The sequence below is a fragment of the Moellerella wisconsensis genome, from assembly GCF_022592395.1.
In the GTDB taxonomy this organism is placed as follows: Bacteria; Pseudomonadota; Gammaproteobacteria; order Enterobacterales; family Enterobacteriaceae; genus Moellerella; species Moellerella wisconsensis.
In genome coordinates this window covers 647,012-670,834 of sequence record NZ_CP093242.1, presented here as the reverse complement: position 1 = coordinate 670,834, position 23,823 = coordinate 647,012, and the positions used below count along the sequence as shown (strand labels likewise).

At 42.3% G+C, this 23,823-nt stretch carries 19 protein-coding genes; 3 read left to right on the top strand and 16 right to left on the bottom strand.

Translation table 11 applies throughout. The features are described from left to right. Window positions 1–4: 4 nt before the first annotated feature. From dnaE to rpsB, 16 genes are all read right to left on the bottom strand, one after another. Complete coding sequence (dnaE, locus tag MNY66_RS02820) at window positions 5–3,487, bottom strand: DNA polymerase III subunit alpha (RefSeq protein ID WP_047255102.1); 3,483 nt, start codon at window positions 3,485–3,487, stop codon at window positions 5–7. A gap of 5 nt (window positions 3,488–3,492) precedes the next feature. Next, window positions 3,493–4,092 (bottom strand): ribonuclease HII, encoded by a 600-nt coding sequence (gene rnhB / locus MNY66_RS02815; protein ID WP_047255103.1) that lies wholly within the window; start codon window positions 4,090–4,092, stop codon window positions 3,493–3,495. Next, window positions 4,092–5,258 (bottom strand): lipid-A-disaccharide synthase, encoded by a 1,167-nt coding sequence (gene lpxB / locus MNY66_RS02810; protein WP_047255104.1) that lies wholly within the window; start codon window positions 5,256–5,258, stop codon window positions 4,092–4,094. The genes rnhB and lpxB overlap by 1 nt, the downstream gene beginning before the upstream one ends. A 55-nt stretch (window positions 5,259–5,313) precedes the next feature. After that, entirely contained in the window at window positions 5,314–6,111 is a 798-nt protein-coding gene (lpxA, locus tag MNY66_RS02805; RefSeq protein WP_241501392.1) for an acyl-ACP--UDP-N-acetylglucosamine O-acyltransferase, read from the bottom strand. 1 nt (window position 6,112) lies between these two features. Then, window positions 6,113–6,565 carry a 3-hydroxyacyl-ACP dehydratase FabZ gene (gene fabZ / locus MNY66_RS02800; protein WP_047255106.1) on the bottom strand — a complete coding sequence of 151 codons (453 nt, stop codon included), beginning with the start codon at window positions 6,563–6,565 and terminating at the stop codon, window positions 6,113–6,115. A 130-nt stretch (window positions 6,566–6,695) separates the two neighbouring features. Further along, window positions 6,696–7,733, bottom strand: coding sequence for a UDP-3-O-(3-hydroxymyristoyl)glucosamine N-acyltransferase (gene lpxD / locus MNY66_RS02795; RefSeq protein ID WP_047255107.1), 1,038 nt, complete (start codon window positions 7,731–7,733; stop codon window positions 6,696–6,698). Between the two features lie 4 nt (window positions 7,734–7,737). Then, window positions 7,738–8,232 carry a molecular chaperone Skp gene (gene skp, locus MNY66_RS02790; protein WP_047255108.1) on the bottom strand — a complete coding sequence of 165 codons (495 nt, stop codon included), beginning with the start codon at window positions 8,230–8,232 and terminating at the stop codon, window positions 7,738–7,740. A gap of 102 nt (window positions 8,233–8,334) precedes the next feature. Then, complete coding sequence (gene bamA, locus MNY66_RS02785; protein WP_241501391.1) at window positions 8,335–10,761, bottom strand: outer membrane protein assembly factor BamA; 2,427 nt, start codon at window positions 10,759–10,761, stop codon at window positions 8,335–8,337. A 42-nt stretch (window positions 10,762–10,803) separates the two neighbouring features. Then, entirely contained in the window at window positions 10,804–12,159 is a 1,356-nt protein-coding gene (gene rseP / locus MNY66_RS02780) for a sigma E protease regulator RseP (RefSeq protein WP_047255110.1), read from the bottom strand. Window positions 12,160–12,164: 5 nt separating this feature from the next. Further along, on the bottom strand, window positions 12,165–13,028 hold the full coding sequence (gene cdsA / locus MNY66_RS02775) for a phosphatidate cytidylyltransferase (RefSeq protein WP_241501389.1): 864 nt from the start codon (window positions 13,026–13,028) through the stop codon (window positions 12,165–12,167). 12 nt (window positions 13,029–13,040) lie between these two features. Further along, complete coding sequence (gene uppS / locus MNY66_RS02770; protein ID WP_047255112.1) at window positions 13,041–13,793, bottom strand: polyprenyl diphosphate synthase; 753 nt, start codon at window positions 13,791–13,793, stop codon at window positions 13,041–13,043. Between the two features lie 185 nt (window positions 13,794–13,978). Further along, window positions 13,979–15,175: a 1-deoxy-D-xylulose-5-phosphate reductoisomerase gene (gene ispC / locus MNY66_RS02765; RefSeq protein WP_047255113.1), complete on the bottom strand. Its 1,197-nt coding sequence runs from the start codon at window positions 15,173–15,175 to the stop codon at window positions 13,979–13,981. Between the two features lie 150 nt (window positions 15,176–15,325). Beyond that, on the bottom strand, window positions 15,326–15,883 hold the full coding sequence (gene frr / locus MNY66_RS02760) for a ribosome recycling factor (RefSeq protein WP_047255114.1): 558 nt from the start codon (window positions 15,881–15,883) through the stop codon (window positions 15,326–15,328). Between the two features lie 118 nt (window positions 15,884–16,001). After that, window positions 16,002–16,730: a UMP kinase gene (pyrH, locus tag MNY66_RS02755; protein ID WP_047255115.1), complete on the bottom strand. Its 729-nt coding sequence runs from the start codon at window positions 16,728–16,730 to the stop codon at window positions 16,002–16,004. A gap of 123 nt (window positions 16,731–16,853) precedes the next feature. Beyond that, the gene (gene tsf / locus MNY66_RS02750) at window positions 16,854–17,705 is read right to left on the bottom strand and encodes a translation elongation factor Ts (RefSeq protein ID WP_047255116.1); all 852 of its coding nucleotides are present in this window, start codon (window positions 17,703–17,705) and stop codon (window positions 16,854–16,856) included. Between the two features lie 144 nt (window positions 17,706–17,849). After that, on the bottom strand, window positions 17,850–18,575 hold the full coding sequence (gene rpsB / locus MNY66_RS02745; protein WP_047255117.1) for a 30S ribosomal protein S2: 726 nt from the start codon (window positions 18,573–18,575) through the stop codon (window positions 17,850–17,852). A gap of 797 nt (window positions 18,576–19,372) precedes the next feature. Between rpsB and map the strand changes: the two genes are divergently transcribed. The 3 genes from map to dapD all read left to right on the top strand — a co-directional run bounded on the left by map (window position 19,373) and on the right by dapD (window position 23,809). Beyond that, window positions 19,373–20,170 (top strand): type I methionyl aminopeptidase, encoded by a 798-nt coding sequence (gene map, locus MNY66_RS02740; RefSeq protein WP_047255118.1) that lies wholly within the window; start codon window positions 19,373–19,375, stop codon window positions 20,168–20,170. Window positions 20,171–20,295: 125 nt separating this feature from the next. Then, a complete protein-coding gene (glnD, locus tag MNY66_RS02735; RefSeq protein ID WP_241501386.1) occupies window positions 20,296–22,932 on the top strand; it encodes a bifunctional uridylyltransferase/uridylyl-removing protein GlnD in 2,637 nt (878 codons plus the stop codon). 52 nt (window positions 22,933–22,984) lie between these two features. Continuing rightward, window positions 22,985–23,809, top strand: coding sequence for a 2,3,4,5-tetrahydropyridine-2,6-dicarboxylate N-succinyltransferase (gene dapD, locus MNY66_RS02730; RefSeq protein ID WP_047255120.1), 825 nt, complete (start codon window positions 22,985–22,987; stop codon window positions 23,807–23,809). Window positions 23,810–23,823 lie beyond the last annotated feature (14 nt).

The following is a 23,823-nucleotide window of genomic DNA, read 5'->3' as shown; positions in this document are numbered from 1 at the left end:
TATTTTAGTCAAATTCTAATTCTACCTGCTCAGTACCCAGCAGAGTTCGCAGATCAGTCAGAAGGGTATCGGTCGGCGTAATACGCCAAGCAACGCCAAATTTTAATCTAGCTCTAGCGTCTTCCCTCTGATAATACAAATGAACCGGAATAGTTCCTGAACGGTGTGGTTCAAGAGTGCTGCGAAGACGGTTCAATAATTGGTCATCAATTTGCCGGTCCGACAGTGAGATTGCGAGTCCACGCGCATATTTCTCACGGGCTTCGCTGATATCCATGAGTTCGCGCACTGTCATTTTATTGCCACCGTTAAAATCATCAAAGCTGACCTGTCCGGTAGCAATCAAAACACGATCTTGCTCTAGTAGATGTTGGTATTTTTCCAGTGCATCTGAAAATAGCATAATATCCAGCCGACCGGAACGATCATCGAGTGTACAAATACCGATTCGATTGCCCCGCTTGGTGGTAATAACTTTGGCTGAAAGTACTAAACCTACCACAGTTGTCATTTGACCACGAGGGGTAGGGTTCACATCTTTCAGCCTTAAGCCATTAGTATAGCGTTCAATTTCACGCAAATAACCTGTTATCGGGTGACCCGTTAAATAAAGGCCCAGCGTTTCGCGCTCACCATCCAGTACCACCTGATCCGGCCATTTTGGCACACTGGCATAAGAAAGTTCAACTTGCTCAGGCGCATCGGCCAATACCCCGAACATATCCCCTTGCCCTATTGCCTCGGCTTTCGCATGTTGATCCGCCGCTTTAAGCGCATCTTCTAAAGATGACATAAGTGCCGCACGATGCGGACCCAGATGATCAAAAGCGCCCGCCATAACTAGCTTTTCCATCACTCGGCGACTTAATTTTTTTGTATCGACCCGAGCGCAGAGATCAAAAATTTCTTTGAAGTGTCCGCCTTTTTGGCGGGCTTCTAATATTGCTTCAATCGGACCTTCTCCGACCCCTTTGATAGCACCGATACCATACACGATTTCACCGTGCTCATTGACATGAAAATGATATAGGCCGCTATTTATATCTGGAGGCAATACTTTTAACCCCATCCGCCAACATTCATCGACGAGACCGACCACTTTCTCAGTATTATCCATATCAGCGGTCATCACTGCGGCCATAAATTCAGCCGGATAATGCGCTTTAAGCCACAGCGTCTGATAAGAGACTAAAGCATAAGCGGCGGAGTGTGATTTATTAAATCCATAACCGGCAAATTTCTCCACCAAGTCAAAGATTTTCATTGCCAATTCGCCGTCAATACCGTTTTTTATTGCACCATCTTGGAATATAGAACGCTGTTTAGCCATTTCTTCTGGCTTTTTCTTACCCATAGCACGGCGCAGCATATCCGCACCGCCCAGTGTATAACCCGCCAGTACCTGTGCAATCTGCATCACCTGTTCTTGGTAAAGAATAATACCATACGTAGGTTCTAAAACAGGCTGCAAGGACTCATGTTGCCATTCAACATCAGGGTAAGAAATAGCTTCACGTCCATGTTTTCGGTCGATAAAATTATCTACCATCCCCGATTGCAAAGGACCGGGACGAAAAAGCGCCACTAACGCAATCATATCTTCAAAACTATCAGGACGAAGGCGCTTGATTAAGTCCTTCATACCACGCGATTCTAACTGAAAAACCGCGGTAGTTTCAGAGCGTTGCAGCATATCAAAACTTTTTTTATCTTGCAGAGGAATAGCAGCAATATCAATAGGTTCTAAGTTTTGTTTAGCTCGGCGCGCATTGATCATCTCTAGCGCCCAGTTGATAATCGTCAGTGTACGTAATCCGAGAAAGTCAAATTTGACTAATCCCGCATATTCGACGTCATTTTTATCAAACTGAGTAACTGGGTTTTTACCTTCGGCATCGCAATACAGCGGTGCAAAATCGGTAATTTTAGTCGGCGCAATAACGACCCCACCGGCATGTTTACCCGCATTTCGTGTGACACCCTCTAGTTTACGCGCCATATCAATTAGCGCCTTAACCTCTTCATCTGCTTCGTAAATTTCAGGCAATTGAGGTTCAGCTTCGAAAGCCTTTTCTAAGGTCATTCCGGGATCTGGCGGCACTAATTTAGAGATACGATCAACAAAACCGTATGGGTGGCCTAATACACGCCCCACGTCGCGAATGACGGCTTTTGCTGCCATCGTACCGAAGGTGATAATTTGCGAAACCGCATCGCGACCGTACATTTGAGCAACGTGATCAATCACTAAATCGCGTTTTTCCATACAGAAATCAACGTCAAAGTCAGGCATGGAAACACGTTCAGGATTAAGAAAACGTTCAAAAAGCAGATCGAATTCTAACGGATCAAGATCAGTAATTTTTAGCGCATAAGCGACTAAAGAACCGGCACCCGAACCGCGGCCAGGCCCTACCGGTACGCCGTTATCTTTAGACCACTGAATAAATTCCATAACAATCAGAAAGTAACCAGGGAAACCCATTTGGTTAATAACGGTTAATTCAATATCCAAACGTTCATCATAAGGCGGTCGTTTTTCTGCTCGCTCTTTCTCATCGGGATACAAAAACTCTAATCGTTCTTCTAGTCCTTGCTTTGAACGCATGACCAGAAAATCTTCAGTTTTCATTTCCCCTGTTGGAAATTGGGGCAAAAAATATTCGCCGAGGCGGATGGTCACGTTACAACGCTTAGCAATTTCGACGCTATTTTCCAGAGCTTCGGGAATATCGGCAAACAGTTCGCACATTTCGGCTTCACTGCGTAAATATTGCTGAGGGCTGTATTTTTTCGGACGTTTAGGATCGGATAAAGTAAATCCATCATGAATAGCGACCCGAATTTCATGGGCATCAAAATCATGACTAGCAATAAACCGTACATCATTGGTCGCGACAACAGGTAAACCATGCAAAGTAGCTAATTCTACCGCCGCATGTAAATAGTTCTCTTCATCTGGGCGACCTGTGCGGATCAGTTCGAGGTAATAGTTATCGGGAAAATGCATTTCATAAAATGCAAGACACTCATTAACTAAAGCTTGATTACCCCGCAGTAAAAATTGACCAACATCACCCATCCGTCCACCAGAGAGTAGAATCAGTCCCTCTTTATACTTCGCTAACCACTCACGTTTGATTGTGGGTCCAATAGGGCCATAACCCTTTTGATAGGCTTCGGAAATCAATAATGTGAGGTTTTGATAGCCTTCATTATTGCGAGCCAACACGGTTAAATGGGCAATATCATCGCCGAGCATCTCACTTTCTACAAAGAAATCTGCTCCAATAATCGGTTTTATACCGGCGCTATGCGCTGAACCATAAAATTTCACTAAACCACATAAGTTAGTAAAATCAGTAATCGCAAATGCTGGCATGCCCATGGAGGCGACTTTTTTAACTAATGGATTAATTTTGGCTAATCCATCAATCATTGAATAGTCGCTATGAACTCGAAGGTGTATAAAACGAGGATCTGACATGGTGATTATATCCGTTCTTTGATATTTAATGCACGACGGACCGGAGCAAAACTCTTACGATGAAGTGCAATAGCACCATATTGCGCTAGTTTTTCAAGATGAAGTGCCGTTGGATAGCCTTTATGCTTGGCAAAACCATACTCAGGATATTGTTGATCTAAGGCAACCATTTCTCTATCACGAGTAACCTTTGCCAAAATTGAGGCAGCGCTTATTTCCTGCACTAAGCTGTCGCCTTTGATAACTGATTGGGATGGCATAGATAATGCGGGGCAACGATTACCATCGATCAACACAAAATCCGGTTGAATCGATAAACCAGCCACCGCTCTTTGCATCGCTAACATTGTCGCTTGCAAGATATTGATATTATCAATTTCTTCGGGTTCAGCACGGCCAATACTCCAGCTTAACGCTTTTTCTTGTATCTCGATAAATAACTTTTCTCGACGCTTTTCACTCAATTTTTTAGAGTCCATAAGCCCGATAATCGGATTATTAGGGTCAAGGATCACCGCCGCAGTAACCACCGCGCCAACTAAAGGCCCGCGGCCTACTTCATCGACACCAGCAATTAAATTTGCTTGAGGGTAAACAAATTCCATTAATTTTTTGCCAATTCTAATACCGCATCTGCTGCTTGTTGATCCGCGTTACAACGAATTTTTTTATGCAATTGCAAAAACGTATGTTTCAACTCATCAACCTGTTCTCCACCAGCCAACAAGGGCAATAATTTTTGGGCTAGTTTTTCAGGTTGACACTCATCTTGTAGTAATTCGCTAACTATCTCACGCCCAGCTAATAAATTAGGCAACGAGACATAAGGCGTTTTAATCAGTTTTTTAGCTAGCCAAAAGGTAAAGGGTTTCATTCGGTAGCCGACAACCATAGGGCATTTTGCTAGCATGCATTCGAGCGCCGCAGTACCAGAGGCTAATAATGTTGCATCTGCGGCAATCATCGCGTCTCTAGCCTGACCATCCAGCAAAGAAACCGGCAAATCAGGAGCAACTTCACGTTTAATGGCTTCAAATTGTTCACGTCTTTTATGATTAATTAGCGGAACAATAATATGCAATTGACCTAGTTGCTGATAGAGACGTTGAGCGGTTATTAAAAAATCGGCACTGAGCATCTCCACTTCGGAATGACGACTGCCGGGCAACATAGCTAAGCAAATCGCATCTGCTGGAATATTTAACCGCTGACGAGCGGCCAGTTTGTCCGGCTGTAAGGGAATAGCATCCGCCATCGTATGGCCAATAAACCGACAAGGTACGGAAAAACGGTCATAAAATGCTTTTTCAAATGGTAAAAATGCCAGCACTAAATCGGTAGCTTTACCAATTTTGAACACTCTTTTTTGCCGCCAAGCCCAAACAGAAGGGCTAACATAGTGAATGGTTTTAATCCCTTTGGCTTTTAAACGACCTTCCAATGTGAGATTAAAATCAGGGGCATCAATACCAATAAATACATCAGGTTGTAAATCAGTAAATCGGCGAGTAAGATCTTTTCGAATACTCAGAAGCCTTGGCAGTCGCCCTACGACTTCTACCACGCCCATCACTGCAAGCTCTTCCATTTCGTACCAAGCTTCACAGCCTTCGGCTTCCATCAATGGACCCGCAACGCCGACAAAACGAGCATCAGGCACGCTTTGCTTTAACGCGCGGATTAATCCTGCGCCAAGAATGTCGCCAGAAGTTTCCCCAGCAACAATACCTATGGTAAGTGGACGTGATACTGCTGAGCCACTATTGACCATAGTTATCTCCTTTATTTAGTTCCTGACAGCATTGACTGTCCATATCAATGAAGCACTAACGGATAATTCCGCGATTAGAGGCAGCTGAATTTTCAAGAAACTCACTAAACACGTTAACATGTTGGTTAGTTTTCGCCATTTCAGCGATTTCTACGCGCGCGTCTTCCAACGATTTACCACTACGATATAACACTTTATAAGCATTACGAATCGCATGCAGCGAAGTTTTATCAAATCCGCGACGTTTCAAACCCTCGATATTCAATCCAAATGGAGTGGCGTGGTTACCCTGCGCAACAACATACGGAGGAACATCCTGTGCAACGCCTGAACAGCCGCCAACCATAACATGTGCACCAATTTGACAAAATTGATGCACCGCCGTCATTCCGCCAATAATCGCGAAATCACCTAAGGTGACATGACCGCCGAGCGTGCCGTTATTAGCAATAATACAGCGATTACCAATAATACAATCGTGAGCAATATGGACATTAACCATCAGCAAGTTATCGTTGCCAATTTTTGTTAATCCACCGCCTTGTTCTGTGCCACGATGAATAGTGACGCTTTCACGAATGCGGTTTCTATCACCAATCTCAACCCGCGTTGGTTCACCTTGATATTTTAAATCTTGGTTTATTTCACCAATGGTAGAAAATTGGAAAATTTGGTTATCACGACCAATTTTAGTGATCCCATTGATAACAATGTGGGATTTTAATTCAGTCCCTTCACCAATTTCAACTTGTGAACCAATATAACAAAAAGGGCCAATACGAACATTGGCTCCGATAATCGCCCCCTCTTCTACAGTAGAAGAAGGGTGAATGCTGGCAGTTTTATCAATCATATTAGACCTCTCGACGACGGGCACACATCATCTCAGCTTCGCAAGCTACTTCTCCATCTACTTTGGCAACGCCTTTAAAGCGAGCAACGCCGCGACGTTCTTTGATAAACTCAACTTCCAAGATCATTTGGTCCCCAGGTAATACAGGACGTTTAAAACGTGCATGGTCAATTGCAGCAAAATAATACAATTCACCCGGTTCTAATTTACCCACGCTTTTAAACGCCAAAATACCTGTTGCCTGAGCCATTGCTTCAAGGATTAATACGCCAGGGAAAATGGGCTTGCCAGGGAAATGGCCTTGGAAAAAAGGTTCGTTAAAAGAGACATTTTTCACTGCACGCAGAGATTTGCCTTCTTCAAAATCCAATACACGATCAACCAAAAGGAATGGGTAACGGTGTGGCAGCAGCTCTAAAATCTCTTCTATATTCAGAGTATGATTATCACTCATCGAAATACTCTTCCTGTCTATAAATATAATTTATTAATGAATCGGCCTGCTATTAACCCAAACTTGGGCTAGATTGGCAGGCCGGAAAATAGATAACACAACAGGTCATTTTAACCTGAATAGTTAATTATTACTGATCTTTTTGATTTTTGCAGTCTAACGTACGTTCAACAGCTTTAAGGCGCTTACTCATGTCGTTAATATTCATGACTAAAGCCGCTGTTTTACGCCAATCTTTATTAGTCTGTAATGGAATACCAGAAGAGTATACACCAGGTTCTGTAATAGGTCGCATCACCATGCTCATGCCAGTAACCGTAACTTTATCACAGATTTCCATATGTCCATTAATCACACTTGCGCCACCAATCATACAATAACGCCCGATTTTCAGGCTACCGGCCATAATAACACCACCAGCAACGGCAGTATTGTCGCCAATAATAACGTTATGCGCTATTTGGCATTGGTTATCAATAATGACACCATTACCGATTATTGTATTATCGAGAGCGCCGCGATCGATAGTGGTGCTGGCACCGATTTCTACGCGATCACCAATAATAACTGTGCCTAACTGAGGGATTTTTATCCAATTACCACGATCGTTAGCATAACCAAAGCCATCGGCACCAATAATTGTCCCCGAATGGATTAAACAATGTTCGCCTATTTCGATCTTATGGTAAATAGTTACATTCGCCCATAAACGACTACCCGCGCCTATTTTGGTCTCTTTACCAATAAAACATCCGGCGCCAATAATTACGTTATCGCCAAGCTCAACGCCGGTTTCAATCACAGCATTGGCTCCAATGGCAACATTGTTACCCAGCTTAGCATCTTCAGCGATAACGGCTGAAGCATGAATATTTTCTGCGGGTGCTGGCGTTGTATCCAGAATCTGCGCCATTTTTGCATAGGCTAGATAAGGATTATCAACGACTAAAGCCGCGACTTTACACGCTGACAGATCACTGGCTTTTAATACCACCGCAGCGGCCTGACATTCGGCTAATTTTGAGCTATAGCGGCTGTCAGATAAAAAAGTAATCTGCTGGTTATTTGCTGAATACATTGGCGCGATACCGGTGATGACGATATCGCCATCACCGTGTAACTCTGCATTCAACTGCTGCGCTAGATCAGCTAAGCGAATTGAAGACATCTATTTATTTAACCTGTTTCTGAACCTGTTTAGTGATGTCTACGCTATCTTTAGCATAAGCAACTGCATTTGCATCGATAACAACATCGTAGCCTTCTTTCGCAGCGATAGTTTTAATTGAGGCCTGAATACGAGCAAGTATTTTGTTGCGCTCTTCCATATGACGACGACGATTGTCTTCTTCAAATTTTTGTGCTTTTTCAGCAAATTGGTCACGTTTAGCAATTAACTCTTTCTCTTGCTTTTCGCGATCGCTTTGTTTCATGGTTGCACCGTCACGACGTAATTTTTCAACACGTGATTGCAGGTCTTTTTCCATATTTTGTAGTTCGGTTCCACGGCTCTTAAATTCACTTTCGAGCTGTTTAGCAACTGCGTCGCTAGCAGGCATATTTTGGAAAATTTCACCGACATTAACTACAGCAACTTTATCCGCATACGCACCAGCTGACATCGCTAAAGCTAAACTCATACCTGCCGCACATAACAATTTTTTCACACTAAACTCCTTAACCCATACTTATGGCTGGAAATTTTATTGCCCTTATCAAAATGTATTATCAAGATGCATAAGGGCAATATTCTGGAAGACTCTAATAAATTACCACGTTCTACCGATATTAAACTGGAACTCTTCGGATTTGTCACCTTCGTAATCTTTAATTGGCTTCGCATATGAGAAGACCAAAGGACCGAGTGGAGACATCCATTGCAATGCAACCCCTGAAGAAACGCGCACATTGGTGGCTTTTCCGTAATCAGGCATATCTTTACGCCAATTAGCGTCAATACTGTTCCAATTGGTATCCCATACTGTACCCGCATCAACAAAGATTGAGGTTCTCACCGTATTAGAATATTTTTCGTCCAAGAATGGCGTTGGAGTAATTAATTCCAGTGACGCCGAATACATGGCATTACCACCGACCGCATCGTCTGATGGGCTGCCTGATTTCGGAATCACTTCACCTTTACTGTTTTTATCTTTTCGTTCTAAATACACCGCTTTCGGGCCGATATTATTTGAACGGAAACCACGGACAGAGCTCGCCCCACCGGCATAGAAGTTTTCATAGAAAGGCATCTGTTTATCGCCAAATCCATCACCATATCCTGCCTGTGCACGGCCTAATATTACCCAAGTTTCATCGCTGTCGATTGGGTAATACTGCGCGGAATCAAAACGTAATTTATAATACTCATTATCTGATCCCGGAGCGGTAATTTTACCGGAGAAGCTAGTTTTATTACCAGAAGTCGGGAAGAACCCACGGTTTAGGTTGTTATATGTCCAACCTAGATTCAACGTGAAATCATCCGCTTTATAACTTTCTTTATTCGTTCCATCCGCATTAATCGGTGGATTTTGTCCTACTGACTGCAAATAATCCCACATTGCCGCTTGAGGACGCATATCAGATAACGAGTTATGGACATAACCCGCACCAAGGCGGAATGAGTTATTTTCATTGAATGGGAAACTTAAGAAACTATCTAAACCATAAGTTTTGTTAGTATATCCAGACAAATCAGCATCTTTAGCACGGAAATCATTATAGAAAACACGACCTCCGAGACTCACACCATTGACGGTGAAGTAAGGGTCAGTAAATGACAATTCAGCATAAGTTGAATAATCATTTTTACTCGCGCTTATGCCGACCGAGTTACCAGTACCCATCCAGTTATCTTGCTGTACACCAACCTGGAAGCTCACGCCACTTTCAGTACCAAAGCCGACACCAAAGTTCATTGAACCGGTATTACGCTCTTTAACTTTATAAATGACATCGACCTGATCAGGCACACCAGGAATACGCTGAGTTTCAACATCAACGGTTTCAAAGAAACCAGTACGATTCAGACGTTCTTTACCTAATTCAACCTGATCATTACCTAGCCATGCACCTTCCATCTGGCGCATTTCACGACGTAGCACCGAATCTTTACTGGTGTCATTGCCTTGGAAACGAATTTGACGAACATAGAAACGATTGCCAGCATCAATATTGACATGCAGTTTAACCGTTTTACCTTCATCATCAATTTCAGGCTGGGTCATTACGCGCGGATAAGCGTAGCCATATCGACCGAGCAGATCTTTTATCTGGTTTTCCATTTTGGTGACTTGTGCACCATTATAGAGTTCACCCGGAGTAATAGTAATAAGATCTTTAATTTCAGCTAAATGGCCTGCTGTTTCACCATTAACTTCGACATCGGAAATCTTATATTGATCGCCTTCAGTCACGTTAATTGTGATATAGATGCCTTTTTTATCTGGCGTCAGGCTTACATGCGTCGAATCAATATTAAAACGCGCATAGCCTCGATCAAGATAAAAACTGCGCAGAGTTTCTAAGTCTCCCGCGAGTTTTTGTTTCTGATATTTTTGATCCGCGGCAACGTTCCACCAAGGAACATCATCACGCAGTTGGATTTTATTCACCAACTCCGCTGTCGTGAAGTCCTTGTTACCAACAACGTTAATCTGCTGAATTTTAGCTGATACGCCTTCTGAGAATACCAGTTTTAAATCAACACGATTTCGCGGTAGTGGAGTAACAACAGCCTGCACGGTGGCGTTATATTTACCCACACTGTAGTAAAAATCTTCCAGAGCTTTTTCGATATTAGAGAGCGTTGTGCGGTCTAGCGCCTCTCCAACTCGGACGTTGGATGCTTCAAGATTCTGCTTAAGCATGTCGTCTTTAACAGACTTATTGCCTGTAAAAGTAATACTTGCGATGGTTGGCCGCTCTTTCACCTGAACTATCAGCGTGTTTCCATCACGCAGGACCCTAACATCTTCAAAATTGCCGGTCGAAAAAAGTGAGCGGATCGAACGACCAATATCATCGTTATCAACCGAATCTCCCACCCTAACGGGCATATTTAATAATGCTGCACCAACGGCGACGCGTTGAAGACCTTCGAATCGAATGTCTTGAACTACGAATCCGTCTGAACTGTATGCAGTGGCGCTGCCAAAGAGCAGCGACGCTATGAGCAACTTTTTCATCGCCATCGTTGTTATGCGTATTCCTAACTGGTCCCTCACTTGCTAGTTCTAGAAGCGAGAGAAATCATTGAAAAGTGCAAGTCCCATTAATAATATCAGTGCCATAGCACCAATACGATAACTGAAATCTTGTACTCGCTCAGACACCGGACTACCCTTGACCTTTTCAATGATCAAAAAGAGTAGGTGCCCCCCATCTAATACGGGCAATGGGAACAGATTAATAATTCCCAAATTCACGCTAATTAGCGCAATGAACATCAAATAATATACCAAGCCTGATTCAGCCGAAACACCCGCGCCTTTGGCGATAGATATTGGGCCACTCAAATTATTTAGCTTTACATCGCCAACAATTAGCTTGCCAATCATATTGACGGTTAACTTCATTAACTGCCAAGTTTTGTCGCTAGCCTGATAGAATGCAGAAAATGGTCCGTACTGCTGTACCATTTTATAGTCATCCGCTAACGGTATCACTGAAAGTTCCACTCCCGCAAATCCAATTTGCTGTCCACGCTGCGCTTTTTTCGCATCGGGAGTCAGAGTGACAGAAATCATCTGACCTTGTCTATCGACAGTTAATTGTAACGGGATATTCGGACTATTCCTGATAAAAGCGTTAAACGGAGACCAAATATCGATAGTTTGCCCGTTAACTTTAACTATCCTATCCCCGGTTTGTAAACCCGCACGTTCAGCCGCTGAACCTTCATAGACCTTATGAACCACGGGATCTATCTGGGCTGAAACCGGCATAATTCCTACAGATAAAATAGGATCTTGGGTTTCTGGATCAAACTCCCACTGCTGCAAATCAAGGGTTTTAGTCACCGGATCAGCATAGCCTTGAGGCAGTACATCAGCGACGAGTTGCTTATCACCGATTCGACTTACTAATGCTAAACGAATTGCATTCCAGTCAGGCGTTTCGATACCATCAATTGATTTTAGTTCCATTCCGGACTGTAAATTTGCTGCTGCCGCAATAGAATTTGGCTTTATATCGGCAATAATCGGCTTAACAGATGGGATACCTAACATAAAAATAACCCAATAAGCCAATATCGCTAAAATAAAATTCGCCAGTGGGCCAGCACTAATTACTGCCGCACGCTGCCCTACCGTTTTATTATTGAATGCCATATGACGCAGCTCTGGTGCAACTGGAGCCACTCGCTCATCCAGCATTTTGATATAGCCGCCTAAAGGAATAGCGGCGATAACAAACTCGGTTCCATGACGGTCAACTTTACGCCATAGCGCCTTACCAAAACCAATCGAAAAACGCTCAACATAAATACCACAACGTCTGGCCACCCAAAAATGCCCAAACTCATGTACCGTTATTAACACCCCAAGAGCGATGATAAATGCGGCTAAACTCCAAAGAAATCCCATCATATTCCTTACAAGCCAAAACCACTAAAAATTAACAGGTTCATGCCAGCAAATACAGGAATTGCTGCGGTTAAACTATCAATACGATCCATTATTCCGCCGTGCCCAGGAATTAAATGGCTACTATCTTTAATCCCAGATTGGCGTTTAAACATACTCTCAGTTAAATCACCAAATACCGAAACCACGACCACCACTGCCGATGTTAATAATAGATATTCAGGCATCATAGGGATAGGCGCATAAAGGCTAAATAACCAAGAAATAATCCCCGCGGTGATTAATCCTCCCACTAATCCTTCTAAGGTTTTACCGGGAGAAACCTTCGGAGCCATTTTGTGACGCCCAAGAGTTCGGCCAAATAAATAGGCGCCAGAATCTGCGCCCCAAACTAAGAGCATGACATACAGTAGCCACCATGCACCGAAGGCGGTATCGGTATGGTAACCAACGGTTCTTAACGCCATCATACCGGCATAAAATGGAACAATGGTTAATACGCCAAATAATAGACGAATCAGCGTTGATTTTCCCCATAAAACTGCTGAGGCTGGATAACTAATAACCAGCAGTATCGCCGCTATCCACCACACTAATCCAGCCCATAAACTGTAAATAATTAATGGTTCATCAATTAAAACGGTGCTGTCTTGAAAGGTCGATTGCATTGCGAGTAAGCCAACGGCAAAAATAATAGCTAATCCAACACGCTTACCTTGTGTCATCCAGCCCGCAAATTGTGCCCATTCCCAAGCCGCTAAGGCCGAAATAGCAATTAAAACATAGCCAAAAATGGCTGGGGGTAATAAAAATAATGCTGCAATAACCAGCGGAATTAAAATAATGGCTGTTATCAGGCGATATTTCAGCAAAATAGGCTCCTGTTATTCAGTGAATTCATCGTCAGATTTAGCGCCACCGAAGCGTCGTTCACGCTTCCCAAACACCTCTATCGCTTGCTCAAACACTTGGTCATCAAAATCTGGCCACAGCACATCTGTAAAGAAAAATTCTGCATATGCAGATTGCCACAGTAAGAAATTGCTTATACGGTGTTCGCCGCCAGTTCGGATAACTAAATCAACTTCAGGTTGGTCATGTAAACAAATATGAGCATTAACTGTTTCTTCAGTAATTTGCTCAATTGAGAGCTGATTATTTTTCACTTTTTCAGCAATTAAAGACAAGCTATTAATAATATCCCAGCGTCCACCATAATTTGCTGCAATATTTAATCGCAGACCCGTATTATTCGCCGTAAGCTGTTCGGATTTTTTTATACGTTTTTGTAAACGCTCACTAAAGCGGCTAATATCACCAATCACGTTTAATTTTACATTGTGTTTATGAAGACTTTTTACTTCATTGTCTAAAGCAAATACAAACAGCTCCATTAATGAACTAACTTCTTTTTCTGGGCGTCTCCAATTTTCACTACTAAATGCATAAAGTGTCAGTGACTTAACTTTATGTTTAACAGAAAAACGTACTGCATTACGAACAGATTCAACCCCTGCTCGGTGGCCAGAGATCCTGAGTTTACCCCGTTGTTTAGCCCAGCGCCCATTGCCATCCATAATGATAGCGACATGCTGTGGTACAACCATTCCTGTTAGGTTATCACTACTAGAATTCATCTAAAATCAATCCTTTAGGTCAACAGCATGAGATTTTGGCATTATAATAACGTGAATTTGTTGTATTACTGATAAGACACGTCTTTAAATTCTCATACTGGTATCATAATCACTATTTTTATAGTACATGCACTAAATAAGCGCATCATTTTACCGAAGAAAGCATAAACAAACTTACTATAAATTTATAGATAAGTTTCTGTCATCAACTGAACGGTATTCTCTCTGGCGATTCTATCGATTTCTAAGACCTCATCAATCGACTCAGGTTCAGATAAATCCATTTTTTGTAATATATCTTGGTTAATTTTAGCAATATCCGTAAATTTAATTTTTTCAGCTAAAAATGCAGCAACAGAAACTTCATTGGCGGCATTCAATACAGTAGTTGCAGCCTGACCTGCATGGCATGCTTCAATAGCTAATTTTAAACATGGATAACGTTGATAATCGGGTTTAGCAAATGTCAGAGAAGTTAACTCAGTAAAATCTAATGGTGCGGCACCAGAGTGAATACGCTCAGGATATGCCATACTGTATGATATCGGAGTGCACATATCAGGCGTTCCTAACTGTGCAATAACACTGCCATCTTTATAACGTACCATTGAATGGATCACGGATTGTGGATGTAATACTACTTCCATTTGCTCATTGCTGGCATTAAAAAAATAACAGGCTTCGATATATTCTAAGCCTTTATTCATCATCGTTGCAGAATCGACAGATATTTTACGTCCCATCGACCAATTAGGATGATTACAAGCCTGATCTGGTGTTACGTTATCTAGATAAGACAGTGGTGTTTCACGAAAAGGTCCGCCAGAACCGGTCAAAATAATATTTGAAATACCATGAGCGGTTAAATCAGCAAAACCTAAATTATTTTGAATTTCACTCGGCAAACTTTGAAAAATAGCATTATGTTCACTATCAATAGGAAAAACACTGGCTTTATATTGACGAATAGCGTCAAAAAACAAACGTCCACTGGTTATCAGTGACTCTTTGTTCGCCAACAGAATTCTTTTCCCTTTGCGGATAGCGGCTAAAGTTGGCGTAAGCCCAGCTACACCAGTAATCGCAGACATAACCTGATCAGCTTCATCTAGCCCAGCTAATTCGCTCGCTGCAGCTATTCCCGATAGCACCTCGGTTTTGCAGCCCTGCTGTGATAATAGCAGACGCAAAGATTTAGCCGCGGCTTCATCGGTCATTGATACATATTTAGGTTGGAATTCTAAGCATTGGCTTGCCATTTCAGTCACATTGGCGCCAGCAACTAAAGCAAGAATATTGAATTTTCCGGGGTTCTGCCTAACAACAGAAAGTGTACTTTTACCGATTGATCCTGTAGAACCCAGAATTGTAAGAGATTTCATAGTGATCAGATGCTCTGTATTTATTTAATACTGAGATTATATCAGCTTAGATAATGGGACGGGACTTTAATCATAGAAATGGAATAAATTAAGCCATACTAATTAGTTAATAATCTAAATAATATAGTATGGCTTATAAACAGAGCTGGATTAGAAATCCATCAGCTCAGCTTCTTTCAGTGCTAATGCTTCATCAATTTTTTTAATGAAACCATCAGTCAGCTTCTGGATATCATCCTGAGAACGGCGTTCTTCGTCTTCGCTGATTTCTTTATCTTTCAGCAATGCTTTAATTTTATCATTAGCATCACGACGAACATTACGTACCGCAATACGTCCTTGTTCAGCTTCATTACGCACAACTTTGATCAGATCTTTACGACGTTCTTCCGTCAGTGCTGGTAATGGAACACGTAAAACGGTGCCAGCAGAAGAAGGATTTAATCCTAAATCAGATGACATGATGGCTTTTTCAATCGCTGGAGTCATGCTGCGATCGAAGACACTAATCGCTAAAGTACGCACATCTTCAACAGTAATGTTGGCTAATTGACGCAGAGGCGTAGCAGAACCATAGTATTCAACCATGATACCATCCAGCAAACTTGGAGAAGCACGGCCTGTGCGAATTTTGCTAATTTGATTTTTTAATGCTTCGACGCTTTTTTCCATGCGGTCTTTAGCATCTTTTTGGATTTCATTAATCACGTTATCAACCCTTGGGAACTGGTTATTTACAAGCCACTGAAAGTGACCAGTGACCTTCTAAAATTATATTGATTCTGACACCGATGATAGCGTCAAAATCATGCCATGTCTCTGAGTATTAATTGTGAGAAATTAACGTCCCTTCATTTTCACCCATTACAACGCGGCGCAGTGCGCCCGGTTTGTTCATGTTGAACACACGAATAGGTAAGCTGTGGTCACGCGCCAAAGTAAAGGCCGCTAAATCCATCACTTTTAACTCACGCTCAAGAACATCTTGATAGTTTAATGTATCGTAAAGCACGGCATCAGGATGTTGCGCTGGATCAGCAGAGTAGACACCATCAACTTTAGTTGCTTTTAATACAACATCAGCCTCAATCTCTATACCGCGTAAACATGCTGCCGAATCAGTGGTGAAGAAGGGATTTCCTGTTCCTGCCGCGAAAATAACTACGCGACCATGGCGTAACAAGCTAATGGCTTCTGCCCAGCTATAATTATCACATACACCATTTAAAGGGATAGCCGACATCAATCGCGCATTAACATACGCACGATGTAACGCATCACGCATTGCCAGACCATTCATCACGGTAGCTAGCATCCCCATATGGTCACCGACCACACGGTTCATTCCTGCTTTTGCCAAGCCCGCGCCACGAAACAGGTTACCACCGCCAATAACTACACCGACTTGTATGCCCAGTTCTATGAGTTCTTTGATTTCCTGAGCCATACGATCTAAAACGCTAGCATCGATACCAAAACCTTCTGCGCCTTGCAGGGCCTCGCCACTGAGTTTAAGCAGGATACGCTGATAAACGGGTTTTGCATTGGTTGCCATGGTGTACTGTCCTACACAGATAGTTTATTGGGGTAACAACACTCAGAAAATTCTCTCAGTGTATAAATTATTTGTTTGATAAAACAGAGCCGCCAAGTTGGCGGCTCTGTTTAAATTAGCTGATTACTTACTCATTGCAGCAACTTCTGCTGCGAAGTCAGCTTCAACTTTCTCAATACCTTCGCCAACTTCAAAACGGATGAAGCCAGTTACTTTTGCATTGTGTTCTTTCAGCAGGTCGCCAACAGATTTGCTTGGTTCCATGATGAATGGTTGACCGGTCAGAGAAATCTCACCGGTGAATTTATTCATACGGCCAGTAACCATTTTTTCTGCAATTTCACGTGGCTTGCCAGATTGCATTGCAATGTCCAGCTGAATTTGGTGCTCATGAGCAACAACGTCAGCAGGCACTTGGTCTGGAGAAATATATTCTGGTTTGCTTGCAGCGATGTGCATAGCAATGTGTTTCAACAGTTCTTCATCAGCGCCTTCAGCAGCTACTAACACACCGATGCGAGCACCGTGCAGGTAGCAACCTACTTTTTCGCCTTCCAGAACAGCTGCACGACGAACATTGATGTTCTCGCCGATTTTAGCTACCAGAGTAGTACGAGTTTCTTCAAATTTAGCTTTCAATGGTTCGATATCAGAAGCTTTGTCTGCAACAACAGACGCCAGAACTTCTTTACCGAATGCCAGGAAACCAGCATCTTTAGCGACGAAATCAGTTTCACAGTTCAGTTCAACGATCGCACCAAATTTAGCATCCGCAGCAACTTCAGCTAGGATAACACCTTCAGCAGCAACACGACCGGCTTTTTTAGCCGCTTTTGCTTGACCTGATTTACGCATGTTATCAATAGCTAATTCGATATCACCATTAGCTTCAACCAGCGCTTTTTTACATTCCATCATACCTGCGCCAGTACGTTCACGCAGTTCTTTTACCAATGCAGCGGTAATTCCAGACATGTGATTTATTCCTCGATATATCTCGCGGGAGAAAATCCGCGTTGATAGTTCTGATTCAGATAGGTAAAAGGGGCCATAAGGCCCCTTTCTAACCAATATATAGCAATACCTGGTTAATAAGGGCTCTTAATAGAGCGGGCCTTATTATTCAGCTTCTACTAAGCCTTCTTCTGCTTGAACAGCCAGATCCTGAGAACGGGCTTCAGTAACAGCAGTAGCTACAGCACCCAGATACAATTTAATTGCACGAATTGCATCGTCGTTGCCTGGGATAATGAAGTCGATACCGTCTGGATCAGAGTTAGTATCAACGATAGCAAATACTGGGATACCCAAGTTGTTTGCTTCTTTGATAGCAATGTGTTCGTGTTCTGCATCGATAACGAACAGAGCGTCAGGTAAGCCGCCCATATCTTTGATACCGCCCAGGCTGTTTTCTAACTTACCAAGTTCACGAGTACGCATCAGCGCTTCTTTCTTGGTCAGTTTGTCAAAAGTACCATCTTGTGACTGAGCTTCCAGATCTTTCAGACGTTTGATTGATTGACGAACTGTTTTCCAGTTAGTCAGCATACCGCCTAACCAGCGATGGTTGACGAAATACTGATCACAGCTGTTCGCATATTCTTGGATTGCTTCACTTGCTGCACGCTTAGTACCGACAAACAGAATTTTGCCTTTACGAGAAGCGATTTTGTTCAGTTCAGCTAAAGCTGAGTTGAACATTGGAACAGTTTTTTCCAAGTTGATGATATGTACTTTGTTACGCGCGCCGAAAATGAAAGGTTTCATTTTAGGGTTCCAGTAACGAGTCTGGTGACCAAAGTGTACGCCCGCTTGCAGCATATCGCGCATGGAAACAGTTGCCATTTAATACCTCTATATTAGTAAGTTGGGGTTATGCCTCCACGGATCCCATACTACCGACTCCAAAGCTGCGATAAATCGCATAAGAGCACCCCGGTGTACGTGCCGACCCGTGTGTGTTATACACAATTGAGTTTAGTTTATGTCATTCCACCTTTCTTTAACCCTGTGTGTTCTCAAAGGAGAAAGAAATATATGGAATGCCGGCGCGCTTTATACCATAAAACACGCTGATACGCCAACTATTGTTAAATTCTCATGGTGTTGAATTCGACTTAAAAATTCAATAATTCAATTAAAAATCAGTTAAATAATCAATCGACAGACATAAATAAAAATATTTTCAAACCATATTTTTCGTATTAATTTCGCCTGTTAATAATTTCTAAGTCTTGTTCTCAGGCTATTTTTGCAATTTGTGCTATAAATAAATCAATATAGAATGCTAATAAGTCGGCGACAACAGAGAATTAAGCCTCGGATCTCAATATGCTACTGGCGATTCACATTTCTCTGTATTGCCGCGACTTAAGCTTATATAAGCCTAAAACGTAGCAAAAATAGCTCAAATTGAACAAGTGCTCATCACTGGCTCACGTATTATTTAGGCAATAAGCTTATTCGACAACGGGTTTACGCCAGTTGGCAGAAAATACGATGACTGATACCATATTTACTATCAGTAGCAATTTGCAGTTTATTACGCTGCAATTTACTAATTTATCAATGTCGTATTATTCTTTTTACTAATTTATCAATGTCGTATATCTCTCGATTAACGACATTCACAGGCAAAATTCATGGCTATTATCATTAAGACTGAAGAAGATATTCAGAAAATGCGTGTTGCGGGTCGTTTGGCCGCCGAAGTATTAGAAATCATCGCTCCCCATGTTAAACCTGGGGTTAGCACAGGCGAACTAGATCGTATTTGCCATCAACATATTGTTGAAAAACAACAAGCTATTCCAGCTTGCTTAAATTACCACGGTTTCCCTAAATCAGTCTGTATTTCAGTCAATGATGTTATTTGCCATGGAATTCCGAGCGATGACAAAATCCTGAAAGACGGTGATGTGGTTAATATTGATGTTACTGTAATTAAAGACGGTTTCCACGGCGATACCTCAACCATGTTTATCGTGGGTAAATCAACTATCCAAGGTGAACGCCTGTGTAAAATCACTCAAGAAAGCCTGTATCTAGCCTTACGTATGGTAAAACCAGGAATTCGTCTGCGTACCTTGGGTAAAGCTATTCAGCAATATGTAGAAAGCCATGATTTATCGGTAGTTAGAGAATATTGCGGCCACGGTATCGGCGAAGGGTTCCACGAAGAACCACAAGTTCTACATTATGATGCGGATGATAATGGTGTGGTTCTGCAAAAAGGCATGGCATTTACTATCGAGCCAATGGTCAATACTGGCGATTACCGTATTCGCACCATGAAAGATGGTTGGACGGTAAAAACCAAAGATCGCGGCTGGTCTGCTCAGTACGAACATACTCTGGTTGTCACTGATAATGGCTGTGAAATCATGACACTACGTGCAGAAGAATTACCTCATATTTCTGCCGTACTGATTAACGAATAAATTTTATTTTTTCGATTAGATAAAGATAATCCTCGTATTGTGAGGATTATCTTTCACTGTTCATTTGATCTCTTTCTCAGTAAGCTAAAATATATTAATACGCCGCCAAACTGAGCAGGAAAAGGATGAATAAACCACTTTCTTTACCACTTTCTCCAGAGTTATTTCACTCCGACGATTTACAGCTCGCCAAGTTAAAACAACATGTTGCTGATTTTCAACAGTGGTTAGAACAGGCTTTTTCTGCTGATATTGCCGTCAGCGAATTACTGTTGGCTCGTAGCAATTTTCTCGATCAATTACTTCAACGTTTATGGCATGAATTTCAGCTGGATAGCATTGAGGAACTGTCTCTCATTGCTGTAGGTGGCTATGGGCGCAAAGAGCTTCACCCACTGTCTGATATTGATCTGCTAATTTTAAGCCAACAGCCGCTAGCCGAAGTACAATCAGCTCAAGTTGGACAATTTATCACTCTCCTGTGGGATTTACATTTTGATGTTGGCCACAGCGTTCGCTCGCTAGAAGAGTGTATAAATGCCGGGCTTTCTGACCTAACTATCGCCACCAACTTAATAGAATCACGCTTAATTTGTGGTAATACATCCTTATTTTCACAGCTACAATCCTATGTTTTCAGTGATGAATTTTGGCCATCTGCTCAATTTTTTGCGGCGAAGTTAGAAGAGCAGAATGAGCGCCATCAACGTTATCATAGCACCGGCTATAATCTTGAACCGGATATCAAAAGTAGTCCTGGAGGGCTTAGAGATATTCATACCCTACTGTGGGTAGGACGGCGTCACTTTGGTGCCCCAACTGTACGGGAAATGGTGGAATTTAATTTCCTAACTGAAGAAGAATACCAAGAGCTTAAAGAGTGTCTGAATTTTCTGTGGAAAATCCGCTTTGCAGTGCATTTAGTCGTGAAACGTTACGATAACCGTCTGCTGTTTGATAGACAATTTAGTGTGGCTCAGTTGTTAGGATATCGTGGCGAGCGCAATCAGCCGGTCGAACGAATGATGAAAGATTTTTATCGCGTTATGCGTCGTGTCCGGGAGCTTAATCAAATGTTATTGCAACTGTTTGATGATGCTATTCTCGCCTTAAATCCAGATGAAAAACCCCGCCCTTTAGATAATCAATTTCAATTACGCGGCGACCTTATTGACGTAATTGATGACAGCCTGTTTATAAATCATCCCGCGTCTATTATGCGTATGTTCTATCTCATGGCTCGTCATCCCAATATTAACGGCATTTATTCGACCACGCTGCGTCAATTGCGCTTCGCACGTAGAAATCTAACCCAGCCGTTGTGTGAACTTGCCGAAGCTCGCCATCTGTTTATAAAAATACTGCGCCATCCTCGAGCCATTAAAGGCGCATTTGTGCCTATGCACCTGCACAGTGTTCTAAGCGCTTATACTCCATTATGGGCCAATATTGTCGGGCAAATGCAGTTTGATTTATTTCATGCTTATACCGTTGATGAGCATACGATCCGGGTATTGCAAAAAATTGATAGTTTTAATAATGAGCAAAACCGAGTCTCGCATCCGCTATGTGTCAATGTGTATCCTAAATTACCTCAACCCGAGATCCTGCGGTTAGCTGCTCTATTTCACGATATTGCCAAAGGACGTAATGGAGATCATTCAGAATTAGGCGCTGAATTCATTTTAGAATTTGCCCAACAACACGGTATTCCTCCACGCGATGCTGAGCTAGCCTCGTGGCTAGTTAAAGTGCATTTATTGATGTCCGTTACCGCGCAGCGACGAGATATCCAAGATCCCGATGTAATTAAGCAATTTGCTTTAGAAGTTAATAGCGTTAACCGCTTGAATTACTTGCTCTGTTTAACCGTTGCCGATATTTGTGCCACCAATAACACCTTATGGAATAGCTGGAAGCAAAGCCTAATCCGCGAACTCTATTTATCGACAGAACATCAGCTTAAGCAAGGTATGCATAACACGCCAGATTTAAGGGAGCGTATCCGCCATCACCGTAATCAGGCACTTTTATTACTGCGCCAAACAGATATAGATGAGCATAAATTACAAAAATTTTGGTCGCGCTGCCATGCAGATTATTTTTTACGCCATACGCCATCACAATTAGCTTGGCATGCGAGACATCTGCTAAAACATGATTTAACTGCTCCCATGGTACTGATAAGCACTAAATCCAAACATGGCGGTACCGAAATTTTCATCTGGTGCCCTGACCGACCGTTCCTGTTTGCCGCAGTAGCGGGTGAACTGGATAGACGTAATCTCAGTATACATAGCGCCCAAATTTTCACCCATAAAGATAATATGGCCATGGATACTTTTATTGTTCTGGAGCCTGATGGACGCCCATTATCCACAGATCGCTATTCGCATGTTAAAAACTCTTTATTAGCGGTAATCAATGAGCCGCAAATACAATTGCCTCAAAGTAAAAAATTAGCCTCTAAATTGAAACATTTTACGGTACCAACTCGGGTTAACTTTCTAAGTTCTACTAATGAACGTCGTACCTATATGGAGCTTTTCGCCCTTGATCAACCCGGATTATTAGCCCGTATAGGTCATGTATTAGCCCAAATGGAAATCTCACTGCATGGCGCAAGGATCACCACTATAGGTGAAAAAGTAGAGGATTTTTTTGTGCTTGCTGATAAAGAAAACAGAGCATTAAATAAAAAATTACAACAAGAATTATCACAAAGGTTGACAGATACCCTAAACTCGAAGGATAAAATATAACGTATTTCGCTAATTTCACCCCCAAGCATCCTTAAAAGGAGAAGTAACTTTAATGCAACACTTACAAAATATTATTGAACAAGCTTTCGAACACAGAGCTGAAATTACTCCAGCAACTGCAAGTGCAGAACTTCGCCAAGCAGTTAATGACGCTATCTCTCTCTTAGATAGCGGAAAACTGCGTGTTGCAGAAAAAATTAATGGTGAATGGATTACTCATCAGTGGCTGAAAAAAGCGGTTTTATTATCTTTTCGTATTAATAACAATCAAGTTATCGAAGGCGCTGAAAGTCGCTATTTTGATAAAGTGCCGATGAAATTTGCTGATTATGATCAAGCCCGTTTTGAACGCGAAAGTATTCGTGTTGTTCCACCAGCGGCAGTACGCCAAGGTGCATACATTGCAAAAAACAGCGTGTTAATGCCATCTTATGTCAATATCGGGGCTTATGTCGATGAAGGCACAATGGTGGATACTTGGACCACCGTAGGTTCATGTGCCCAGATCGGTAAAAATGTACATTTATCAGGTGGTGTCGGTATTGGCGGCGTATTGGAGCCATTACAAGCTAATCCAACCATTATCGAAGATAATTGCTTTATTGGCGCGCGCTCAGAAATCGTCGAAGGGGTAATTATTGAAGAAGGCGCAGTTATTTCAATGGGCGTCTATATTGGCCAAAGTACCAAAATTTACGATCGTGAAACCGGCGAAATCCATTATGGCCGCGTCCCTGCCGGCTCGGTGGTCGTTTCCGGAAATTTACCATCCAAAGATGGGAGTTACAGCTTATATTGCGCCGTTATCGTGAAAAAAGTTGATGCAAAAACCCGAGCTAAAGTGGGCATCAATGAATTATTACGTTCTATCGATTAGTCCATCGCTTATCG

Bases quoted from the DNA above. Each gene is read 5' to 3' on its own strand.
- fabZ (WP_047255106.1), bottom strand. From the start codon at position 6,565: ATGAGTGATAATCATACTCTGAATATAGAAGAGATTTTAGAGCTGCTG.
- lpxB (WP_047255104.1), bottom strand. From the start codon at position 5,258: ATGGTCAATAGTGGCTCAGCAGTATCACGTCCACTTACCATAGGTATT.
- dnaE (WP_047255102.1), bottom strand. From the start codon at position 3,487: ATGTCAGATCCTCGTTTTATACACCTTCGAGTTCATAGCGACTATTCA.
- ispC (WP_047255113.1), bottom strand. From the start codon at position 15,175: ATGAAATCTCTTACAATTCTGGGTTCTACAGGATCAATCGGTAAAAGT.
- dapD (WP_047255120.1), top strand. From the start codon at position 22,985: ATGCAACACTTACAAAATATTATTGAACAAGCTTTCGAACACAGAGCT.
- rnhB (WP_047255103.1), bottom strand. From the start codon at position 4,092: ATGGAATTTGTTTACCCTCAAGCAAATTTAATTGCTGGTGTCGATGAA.
- rseP (WP_047255110.1), bottom strand. From the start codon at position 12,159: ATGATGGGATTTCTTTGGAGTTTAGCCGCATTTATCATCGCTCTTGGG.
- glnD (WP_241501386.1), top strand. From the start codon at position 20,296: ATGAATAAACCACTTTCTTTACCACTTTCTCCAGAGTTATTTCACTCC.
- map (WP_047255118.1), top strand. From the start codon at position 19,373: ATGGCTATTATCATTAAGACTGAAGAAGATATTCAGAAAATGCGTGTT.
- rpsB (WP_047255117.1), bottom strand. From the start codon at position 18,575: ATGGCAACTGTTTCCATGCGCGATATGCTGCAAGCGGGCGTACACTTT.
- tsf (WP_047255116.1), bottom strand. From the start codon at position 17,705: ATGTCTGGAATTACCGCTGCATTGGTAAAAGAACTGCGTGAACGTACT.
- lpxD (WP_047255107.1), bottom strand. From the start codon at position 7,733: ATGTCTTCAATTCGCTTAGCTGATCTAGCGCAGCAGTTGAATGCAGAG.
- pyrH (WP_047255115.1), bottom strand. From the start codon at position 16,730: ATGGCAACCAATGCAAAACCCGTTTATCAGCGTATCCTGCTTAAACTC.
- uppS (WP_047255112.1), bottom strand. From the start codon at position 13,793: ATGAATTCTAGTAGTGATAACCTAACAGGAATGGTTGTACCACAGCAT.
- lpxA (WP_241501392.1), bottom strand. From the start codon at position 6,111: ATGATTGATAAAACTGCCAGCATTCACCCTTCTTCTACTGTAGAAGAG.
- bamA (WP_241501391.1), bottom strand. From the start codon at position 10,761: ATGGCGATGAAAAAGTTGCTCATAGCGTCGCTGCTCTTTGGCAGCGCC.